Below are 8,787 nucleotides of genomic sequence, written 5' to 3'. Positions count from 1 at the left end.
TCGCCGCGCCGCTCCTGCTGCTCCCCTCCATCCAGGTCAACATCCGCGCCGGGCGATTCCCGCCAGCCGAGAGCAACGGGGTGCGCTACCTGCTGGTGCCGGTCACGCCGCGCAAGGCGGACGCGCTCGCCTGATCGCTCACCGGTCGTCGATGCAGCCGAGCAGGCGCATGACCAGGACCATGACAATGATCCCGTAGCCGACGGCGTAGACGACGATCTCGCCGCGATCCGGGCGCCAGTTGCCGGTCCGGGCCCAGCGCGGCGCATGCGTGCTTTCCGGATTGCCCGCCCTGGTGCGCTCGACCAGGTCACGGAAGCGATCGGTCTCCCCGAGGCTTCCTGCGTCGCCCGGATCTCCGGGATCGTCGGCCACAACGGACCTCCCCGTGGCGCACGGCGTCGCGAACAGGCGCTCTTGTACGGCCGGGGCCGGCCTGCAGCCAGGACAAGCACGGTCCATCAGCCACGATTGCCCGGCCGGCGTCCTCCGCCGGCCGGGCTTTTCCACCACGCCCGCCGCCGGGGGGGAGGGAGGCGGACGTGATGCGGGCGGGGAGGAACTGCCCTCCCCGTCCGTCGGCCTATTCAGTGCGAAGGCCGTCCGCGGTCCCCGCTGGCCCATCCATGGGCGTGGACCAGGCCATCGTCATGGTCCTCGGTCGGCGCCGGGACCACGCGGGGCGGCGGCTGGGCGGGGCGGGGCGGCTCGGTAGCCCAGGCGTGGGAATGCACCAAGCCGTCGTCGTGGCGGTCGTTGTCCATGGATCGTCTCCTCGGTTTCAGTGCGCCGCTTCGGGCGTCTTGGCATCGTGGAACTGCGCAGCCTCGGTGGAGTGCGCCATCGCCGTGGTGCTCGCCTGGCCGCCCGAGGCCGCCATCGCAACCGCGTCGAAGTAGGACACGCCGACCTCGCGCTGGTGGCGGACAGCGGTGAAGCCTTCGCTCTCCGCGGCGAACTCGGCCTGCTGGAGCTCGCTGTAGGCGCCCATGCCGCGCTCGGCGTAGCCGCGGGCCAGCTTGAACATCGACAGGTTCAGGCTGTGGAAGCCGGCGAGGGTGACGAACTGGAACTTGTAGCCCATGGCGCCGATCTCGCGCTGGAACTTCGCCGCGGCCTCGACGCCCATCTTCCGCTGCCAGTTGAAGGACGGCGAGCAGTTGTAGGCGAGCATCTTGCCGGGGAACTGCTTGTGGATCGCCTCGGCGAAGTCGCGCGCATCCTGCAGGTCGGGGTCCGACGTCTCCCACCACAGCAGGTCGGCGTAGGGCGCGTAGGCCAGGCTGCGGGCGATGGCGTACTGCTTGCCGACGCCCGGCTTGATGCGGAAGAAGCCCTCGGGCGTGCGGTCGCCGGAAATGAAGGGGCGGTCGCGCTCGTCCACGTCGGCGGTCAGGAGCTGCGCGGATTCCGCATCGGTGCGGCAGAGCAGCACGGTCGGCACGCCCTCGACATCGGCGGCGAGGCGCGCGGCGTTCAGCGTGCGGATGTGCTGGCTGATCGGCACCAGCACCTTGCCGCCGAGATGGCCGCACTTCTTCTCCGAAGCGAGCTGGTCCTCGAAATGCACGCCGGCGGCGCCGGCCTCGATCATCGCGCGCATCAGCTCGTAGGCGTTGAGCGCACCGCCGAAGCCGGCCTCGGCGTCGGCCACGATCGGCGCCATGTAGTGCGTGCGGTCATCGGCCTTGCCGTCGATCCGCTCCATGGTCGCGATCTGGTCGGCGCGCCGCAGGGAAGCGTTGATACGGCTGATCACCTTCGGCACGGAATCGACCGGATACAGCGACTGGTCGGGGTACATCTGCCCGGCGCTGTTCGCATCCGCCGCCACCTGCCAGCCGGACAGGTAGATCGCCTTCAGCCCCGCCTTGACCTGCTGCAGCGCCTGCATGCCGGTCAGCGCGCCGAGCGTGTTCACGAAGGGCTCGTTCTTCAGCAGCTCCCACAGCCGGCGGGCGCCGTTCTCGGCAAGGGTGTGCTTCACCCGGAAGGACCCGGCGATGCGGGCGACGTCGGCGTCCGTGTAGTCGCGGCGGATGCCGGCGAAGCGATGCGGGTCCTGCGGCGGCAGGGCGCCGCCGGTACCGTCGGGAGCGAAGCAGGCAGTGGTGGTCGGGCGCATGGTGGTCCTCGGAACTGCATTGGGCCGGGGCATCCGGCGCCCGTGAATAATTCACATTGCATCGCCGAAGTTCACCAGCGATCTTGGGTGCGGCGCGGCAAGAACGTGGAGTTCTTCACCGGTTCGGCGCTGAATTTGTGAAGGGTGTAAATTCATGGCCCGCCCCCTGATCGGCCGTACCATCCGCCGCCTGCGGTCGGAGCGCGGGCTGACGCAGCAGGCACTCGCCACCCGGCTCGGCATTTCCGGCAGTTACCTGAACCTCATCGAGCACGATCAGCGCGCCGTCACCGCGTCCCTGCTGATCAAGCTGACGGAAACGCTCGGCGTCGAGATCGCCGCGCTGTCCGGCAGCGCGGAACGGCAGCTCGAATCCGGCCTGCGGGAAGTGCTGTCGGACCCGATGCTCGGCCTCGAGGCGGTGCCGGAACAGGAGGTCACGACGCTGGCCGCCTCCGCACCCAATGCGGCGCGTGCGGTGCTGGCGCTGTACCGCGCCTGGCGCGTCGCGCGGGAGGATTCCTCCGGCCTCGCCCTGCCCACGGGCCGGCGCATCCTGCTGCCCAACGAGGAGACGCGCGACTTCTTCCACGACCGCGCCAACCACTTCCCCGCGCTGGAGGCGGCGGCGGAAGCCATCGGCCGCGAGCTCGGCGCGCAACCCGCGGAGATGAACCACGCCATCGCCGAACGCCTGCGCCGCGCGCACGGGTTGTCGGTGCATGTCGGGCCGCTGGATGGCGCGATGCGCCGGCACGATGCGGCGGCGCGCGTGCTCTACCTTTCGGAATCCCTGCCGCGCGAAAGCCGTGGCTTCCAGATGGCCTTCACCCTGATGCTGCTGGAAGCGCGGGAGGCGGTGGAGGCCGCGACCGCAGGGGCCGAGCCCTCGACGCCCGAAGCCGCGGCGATGATCCGCATCGGCCTGCTGAACTACGCCGCCGCCGCGCTGCTGATGCCCTATGCGTCCTATCTCGCCACCGCACGCGAGCTGCGCCACGACATCGAGGCACTGGCGTCGCGCTTCGGCGTCAGCTTCGAGCAAGCGGCCCAGCGGCTTTCGACCATGCAGCGGGAAGGCGCGCGCGGCGTGCCGTTCTTCTTCCTGCGCGTCGACCCGGCGGGCAATGTCGGCAAGCGCTTCTCCGCCGCCGGCTTTCCCTTCGCGCGCTTCGGCGGTTCCTGCCCGCGCTGGGTGGTGCACGAGGCCTTCGCGACGCCCGGCCGCATCCGCGTGCAGGTGGCCCGCCTGCCCGACGGCGCGACCTTCCTGACCGTCGCGCGCAGCGTGCAGGGGCCGGCGGCGCATTGGGGCGAGCCGCCGCCGGTGCATGTCGTCGCGATGGGCTGCGACATCTCCCGCGCGCCGGAGCTGGTCTATGCGGAAGGGCTCGACCTCGACACCGCGGCGGTCGGCATCGGGCTGTCCTGCCGGCTCTGCGACCGCGCCGAGTGCCGCAGCCGCGCCTTCCCGCCGCTCGAACACCGGCTGGTGCTCGACCCGGCGGTGGAGGACGCCGCGCCCTACCGCTTCGAGGCCGCGGCGCGGCCGGCGCCGGTCAGCCCAGCAGCCAGCCCCCCTGCGGCTCGTACGACGGCCAGGCGAACGTCGCCGTCCCGCTGAGGTCGTGCCCCGGCACCGGGTCCGGCTCCGGCGGCGCGAGCGCCTCGATGGCGGCGAGGTAGAGATCGGGATCCGCGGCGATGGCGGGATCGAGGCCGAGCATGGCGACGACCTCCGCGCGCGTCGCCGCGTCGGCGGCCGGCGGAGGGCCGGAATAGGCGGCGAGCATGGCGTCGAGTTCCTCGAGCGTCGGGAAGGCGTCCTCTGGCACGAGGAGAGGGTGATCCTCCGGTGTCGCCGGCGGCGGGTCCGCGGCGGCGACGGCCGGTTCGGAGGAAGGTGCAGCGGCTTCGGCGACCGGCTCGGGCGCGGAGGGAGGCGGCATCTGCGGCACCGCGGCAGGCGATGGCTCACCCGGCGGTGCCTCCGCCTCTGCGGCGGTTGGCTCGGAGGCGGCCGTCTCCATGACCGGCTCCGGCACGGAGGCAGGCGGCGTCTGCGGCATCGCGGCCGGCGGCGTTTCGCCTCCCGCAGCCTCGACCGCGGCGGTGGTCTGCCCGGAGGCACCGGCATCCGCCTCCACGACCGGCTCCGGCACGGTGGCCCCGGTCAGGAACACCACTTCCTCCTCGGGGCCGTAGGCCGGCGGCGGGATTTCGGGCAACGGAAGGAGCTCGGGACTGAAGGAGTGCGGCAAGCGCAAGGACATGGCGCGTCTCGGCAGATCGGGAGGGCGCGGCGTCCTGCCGCATCTCAGGCCCGGGGCGGACCTTAACGATGCAGCAACCTATGCCATTTCTACGTCAGGACTTAACCCAAAATCGTGCAATCTTAACTTAAAACAACCATGAGTTGGGCCGCCGCGGCGTCGCCTCTCCCCTGGCGCATTCCGTCGCGCGATGGCACGACGTCTTCAAGCGGTCCGTCCCGGACCAGGTTCAGGAAGCGCGCTCATGACACGCAGCCTTCGCGTCGCGGTCCAGATGGACCCGATCGAATCCATCAACATCGACGCCGATTCCACCTTTGTCCTGATGCTCGAGGCGCAGGCCCGCGGCCATGCCCTCTGGCACTACCACGTGCGCGACCTGGCGCTGCGCGGCGGCCGCGTGACAGCCTGGGCGAAGCCCGTGACGGTGCGGCGGGAGAAGGGCAACCACTTTACCTTCGGGCCGGAGGAGGAGCTCGACCTCGGATCGGGCGCGGACGTGGTGCTGATGCGCCAGGACCCGCCCTTCGACATGGCCTACATCACGGCCACCCATATCCTCGAGCACATCCACCCGAGGACCCTGGTGGTGAACGACCCGGCCGAGGTGCGCAACGCGCCGGAGAAGCTGTTCGTCACGCATTTCCCCGCGCTCATGCCGGTGACGATGGTGACGGCCGACCGCCGGCGCATCGCCGCCTTCCGCGAGGAGCACGGCGACATCATCGTGAAGCCGCTGTTCGGCAATGGCGGCGCGGGCGTGTTCCACCTGCGCCCCGACGACCCGAACATGAACGCGCTGGTCGAGATGTTCACCGAGCGCTCCCGCGAGCCGCTGGTGATCCAGAAATACGTCCCCGCGGTGCGGGAAGGCGACAAGCGCATCATCCTGGTGGATGGCGAGGCGATGGGCGCGATCAACCGCGTGCCCGCGGCCGGCGAGGCACGGTCCAACATGCATGTCGGCGGGCGCCCCGAGCCGACGAAGCTGACCGAACGTGAGCGCGAGATCTGCGCCGCCATCGGGCCGGAGCTGAGGAAGCGCGGCATGATCTTCGTCGGCATCGACGTGATCGGCGGCTACCTGACGGAGATCAACGTGACCTCGCCGACCGGCCTGCAGGAGATCGCGCGCTTCGACGGGGTGCATCTCGAGAAGGCGATCTGGGATGCGATCGAGGGGAAGGTCGGGGGAGGGTGAACCTCCCCCGAACCCCCTCCCTTCTTTTCTTTGGCACCTGGGAACTGACTTCGGCGGTCAGTCCCCAAATGCCGAAGAAGGTTGAGGGGGGTGCGGGGGGAGAAGTTCCCTTCTCCCCCCGCCCGGCATCGAAGGGGGAACGGATGCTGAAGCTCTGGGGCCGGCTGAACTCGGTCAACGTCAAGAAGGTGTTGTGGCTCCTCGACGAGCTCGCGCTGCCCTATGAGCGGGTGGATGCCGGCATGGAGCACGGCGTGGTGAATGAGCCACGCTACCGCGCCATGAATCCCAATGGCCGCATACCCACGATCGAGGATGCCGGCTTCGTCCTGTGGGAATCGAACTCCATCCTGCGCTACCTCGCGATGAAGCACGGCAGCGTGCTCTATCCTGTCGATCCGGCAGCGCGCGCGAGCGCCGACCGCTGGATGGACTGGCAGCTTTCCACTCTCGGGCCGGCGGAGCGGAACCTCTTCTGGGGCCTGGTTCGGACGCCGCCGGAGAAGCGCGACATGGCGAGCGTCATGGCCGCCGCGAAGGCCGCGGGCGAATGCTGGGCGATGCTCGAAGCGCACATCGCGCGAACCGGCGGGCCGCATATCGATGGCGCGGCGATGACGATCGCGGACATCGTGCTCGGCTGCTACGCACGGCGCTGGTTCGGCGAGGAAGTGCGCGTCGAGGGCATGCCGCACTTCCCCATGCTGGCCGCGTGGTACGCGAAGATCGGCGAGCGCCCGGGCTTCGCGCGCTGGGTCGCGGCGCCGCTGACATGACCGAGCCGCCCGACGACGACCCCTATCTGCGCGCCTACTACGAATCCAACCGCGCGGAGCGCGAACGCTCCGCCGCCCGGCTCGACCGCAAACCCTTCGGCGAAAGGCTCGCCTACAAGGTCTGGCGGGAACTCACCTGGTGCAAGGAAGGCGAAGGGCTGATCCATCAGCAGCACCGCGACTACTGCGGCCACGGCCTGATCCGCTCTGCCGGCGGCGTCATGCTGTGCGAAATCCAGGACGGCCACATCCCCGGGCCGCCCATTGCGACCTGGACCAACGGCGAGGACTTCGTCGCCTTCTTCGCCCGCCAGTCGGACTGGACCTGCTCGGGGTGGGAGCCGGCGGAGCCGGTCTTCTACACCGACGATCCCTGGCACCGGTCGAACCAGCGGCTGACCCGGGCCATCCTGAACCGCTTCGTGCCGTTCTGGTGAAGGCCGGATGCGGCGCCGGGCGCCGTGTCGCGGCCCCCTGGCCCATGCCTCGCGCCCGTGCTGGCATGCGTCGCCTTCAAGACAGGATTCGTCCATGACCATCGGCTTTCGCATCGCCCCCGTCACCCAGCGCGTCGACCCCGCGCTCTGCGCCCGCGCGATGACCCTGCCCGCCGCCAACATCGGCGACGTGATGAACCGCATCCAGACCATGCGCGGCGGCTTCCGCCCCTTCGGCGGCCGCAAGGTCATCGCCGGGCCGGCCTTCACCGTGCGCGCCCGCTCGGGCGACAACCTCCTGCTCCATCGCGCCGTGGACATGGCGGCGCCCGGCGACATCATCGTGGGCGACGGCGGCGGCGATCTTTCCATCGCGCTGATGGGCGAGCTGATGATCGGCCACGCGCAGAAGCGCGGCGTGCAGGGCATCGTGCTCGACGGCGCGGTGCGCGACGTGGAGGCGCTCGCCACGCTCGACATCGGCGTCTGGGCCTGTGGCGCCACGCCCTCGGGGCCCTACAAGGACGGGCCGGGCGAGATCGGCCACCCGATCTCCTGCGGCGGGCAGGTGGTGATGCCGGGGGACCTGATCGTGGCGGATGCGGACGGCGTGGTCGTCGTGCCGCGCGCCGAGGCCGCTTTCGTCATCGCCGCGGCGGAAGCGCACAACGTCAAGGAACAGAAGGCGCAGGCGGCGATCGACGCAGGGAACTACGACCGCGCCTGGGTGCTGGAGGCGCTGCGCGCCAAGGGGTGCGAAGGGGCCTGAAAGAAGAAAGCGCCGGGGGAGGGAACTCCCCCGGCACCCCCTCCTTCTTTTCGCCGTCAGCAGGGCGGTCCAGGCCCGAAGGGGCCGCACCCCCGGCGAAAGTCAGGCCATCTGGGTCTGCTGGATGGCGGAGAGCATCCAGCGGCCGCCAGGGGCCTTGCGGACGAAGGTCCAGAGCTCGGTCGCGGTCTGGCGCTCGGTGGTGCTGCCCTCGACCACCTTGTTCGTCGCGGTGTCGAAAGTGGCATCGAGCAGCGAGAAGCGCATCGCGACTGTGGCGTAGTCCTCGCCATCCTCGTGCCAGGCCTCCGACAGGTCGCCCTGTTCCAGGCGGACGTCGCGCGTCTCGTTGCGCCAGCCGCGCGCATCCAGGTCCTGCAGATCCTGCGCGAAATAGGACACCATCTCCGGCGTCGCCACGGCGCGCAGCGCAGCGAGGTCACGCTTCGACCAGGCGGCGTTCATCTCCACCAGCGTCCGCTCGAAGGCCTGGTAGTCGGCGGGCGTCAGGGTCACCGGCGGAGCGGCCGGCGCGGCGCCTTTCAGCCCGCCCGCGGCGCCGAACTGCTTCGCACCCGGCTGGCCCTGGAAGGCATGGGGCTGCGGGCCGCCGGCCACCGCCGGCTGCTGGCGCCGGCGGAAGAAGCGCATCACCAGCATCACCACCACGCCGATCAGCGCGATCTGCAGCAGCATGCCAAGGAAGGCGCCGAAGCCCGCGCCACCCCCGAACAAGCCATAGCCGAGCAGCCCGCCGATCAGCCCGCCGGCCAGCAGCGCGCCGCCGAAGGATCCGAAGAAGCCGCGCTGCGGCGCCGCCCCCGGCAGCGCGCCCGGGCGCGGCGCGGCGGTGGCCGGGCTGCCCGGCTGCGTCGCCGTGCGGTCGAAGCGCTGCGCGCCGCCGGGCGCGGTCTGCGTCGGCGCAGGCGCGGAATAGGTGCGGCTGCCGCGGCTGCCCGACGACCCGCCGCCACCGGGGCGCGCCTCGGCGAGCATGGGCCCGGCCACGATGGCGAAGGCGGCCAGGGCCGCAAGGAACTTGGCAGGTCGGCGCATGATGCGGGGCGTCTCCGGCTGATCGTTGGCCGCAATATAGGCCAGCCGCGGCACGATTTCGATGCCGTGATCGCTCACCCTTCCTTCACCCCCGCCGGGCAAGCTGCACGACCGTGCCGCGGGTCACACCGCGGCCCCCTCCGCAGGATG

Annotated in this window: 9 protein-coding genes; 5 read left to right on the top strand and 4 right to left on the bottom strand. The window is 70.8% G+C overall.

Features of this window, described 5'->3' with window-relative positions; genetic code table 11:
• Nucleotides 1–138: 138 nt before the first annotated feature.
• Nucleotides 139–375: a hypothetical protein gene (locus GXW74_RS11575; protein ID WP_211846659.1), complete on the bottom strand. Its 237-nt coding sequence runs from the start codon at nt 373–375 to the stop codon at nt 139–141.
• Between the two features lie 406 nt (nt 376–781).
• A complete protein-coding gene (aceA, locus tag GXW74_RS11570) occupies nt 782–2,125 on the bottom strand; it encodes an isocitrate lyase (protein WP_211846658.1) in 1,344 nt (447 codons plus the stop codon).
• A gap of 154 nt (nt 2,126–2,279) precedes the next feature.
• On the opposite strand from aceA, the gene GXW74_RS11565 reads away from it, so the two are divergent.
• The gene (locus tag GXW74_RS11565) at nt 2,280–3,749 is read left to right on the top strand and encodes a helix-turn-helix domain-containing protein (protein ID WP_211846657.1); all 1,470 of its coding nucleotides are present in this window, start codon (nt 2,280–2,282) and stop codon (nt 3,747–3,749) included.
• On the opposite strand, the gene GXW74_RS11560 is transcribed toward GXW74_RS11565, so the two are convergent.
• On the bottom strand, nt 3,685–4,398 hold the full coding sequence (locus GXW74_RS11560) for a hypothetical protein (RefSeq protein ID WP_211846656.1): 714 nt from the start codon (nt 4,396–4,398) through the stop codon (nt 3,685–3,687). The two genes, GXW74_RS11565 and GXW74_RS11560, sit on opposite strands and share 65 nt — an antisense overlap.
• 244 nt (nt 4,399–4,642) lie before the next feature.
• Between GXW74_RS11560 and gshB the strand changes: the two genes are divergently transcribed.
• The 4 genes from gshB to GXW74_RS11540 all read left to right on the top strand — a co-directional run bounded on the left by gshB (nt 4,643) and on the right by GXW74_RS11540 (nt 7,581).
• Complete coding sequence (gene gshB / locus GXW74_RS11555) at nt 4,643–5,599, top strand: glutathione synthase (RefSeq protein ID WP_211846655.1); 957 nt, start codon at nt 4,643–4,645, stop codon at nt 5,597–5,599.
• A 143-nt stretch (nt 5,600–5,742) separates the two neighbouring features.
• Nucleotides 5,743–6,375 carry a glutathione S-transferase family protein gene (locus tag GXW74_RS11550; RefSeq protein ID WP_211846654.1) on the top strand — a complete coding sequence of 211 codons (633 nt, stop codon included), beginning with the start codon at nt 5,743–5,745 and terminating at the stop codon, nt 6,373–6,375.
• The gene (locus GXW74_RS11545) at nt 6,372–6,812 is read left to right on the top strand and encodes a hypothetical protein (protein WP_211846653.1); all 441 of its coding nucleotides are present in this window, start codon (nt 6,372–6,374) and stop codon (nt 6,810–6,812) included. Before GXW74_RS11550 ends, GXW74_RS11545 begins: the two co-directional genes overlap by 4 nt.
• Nucleotides 6,813–6,906: 94 nt before the next feature.
• Nucleotides 6,907–7,581, top strand: coding sequence for an RraA family protein (locus tag GXW74_RS11540; RefSeq protein WP_211846652.1), 675 nt, complete (start codon nt 6,907–6,909; stop codon nt 7,579–7,581).
• Nucleotides 7,582–7,683: 102 nt separating this feature from the next.
• Here the strand turns inward: GXW74_RS11540 and GXW74_RS11535 are convergent, their stop codons facing one another.
• The gene (locus GXW74_RS11535) at nt 7,684–8,715 is read right to left on the bottom strand and encodes a Tim44 domain-containing protein (RefSeq protein ID WP_338148213.1); all 1,032 of its coding nucleotides are present in this window, start codon (nt 8,713–8,715) and stop codon (nt 7,684–7,686) included.
• Nucleotides 8,716–8,787 lie beyond the last annotated feature (72 nt).

The organism is Neoroseomonas eburnea (assembly GCF_018129005.1).
GTDB lineage: Bacteria > Pseudomonadota > Alphaproteobacteria > Acetobacterales > Acetobacteraceae > Neoroseomonas > Neoroseomonas eburnea.
This window is presented reverse-complemented; position numbering and strand designations above follow the sequence as displayed.

Coding starts and splice junctions, on each gene's coding strand:
- GXW74_RS11550 (WP_211846654.1), top strand. CDS start 5,743: ATGCTGAAGCTCTGGGGCCGGCTGAACTCGGTCAACGTCAAGAAGGTG.
- GXW74_RS11565 (WP_211846657.1), top strand. CDS start 2,280: ATGGCCCGCCCCCTGATCGGCCGTACCATCCGCCGCCTGCGGTCGGAG.
- aceA (WP_211846658.1), bottom strand. CDS start 2,125: ATGCGCCCGACCACCACTGCCTGCTTCGCTCCCGACGGTACCGGCGGC.
- GXW74_RS11560 (WP_211846656.1), bottom strand. CDS start 4,398: ATGTCCTTGCGCTTGCCGCACTCCTTCAGTCCCGAGCTCCTTCCGTTG.
- GXW74_RS11540 (WP_211846652.1), top strand. CDS start 6,907: ATGACCATCGGCTTTCGCATCGCCCCCGTCACCCAGCGCGTCGACCCC.
- GXW74_RS11545 (WP_211846653.1), top strand. CDS start 6,372: ATGACCGAGCCGCCCGACGACGACCCCTATCTGCGCGCCTACTACGAA.
- gshB (WP_211846655.1), top strand. CDS start 4,643: ATGACACGCAGCCTTCGCGTCGCGGTCCAGATGGACCCGATCGAATCC.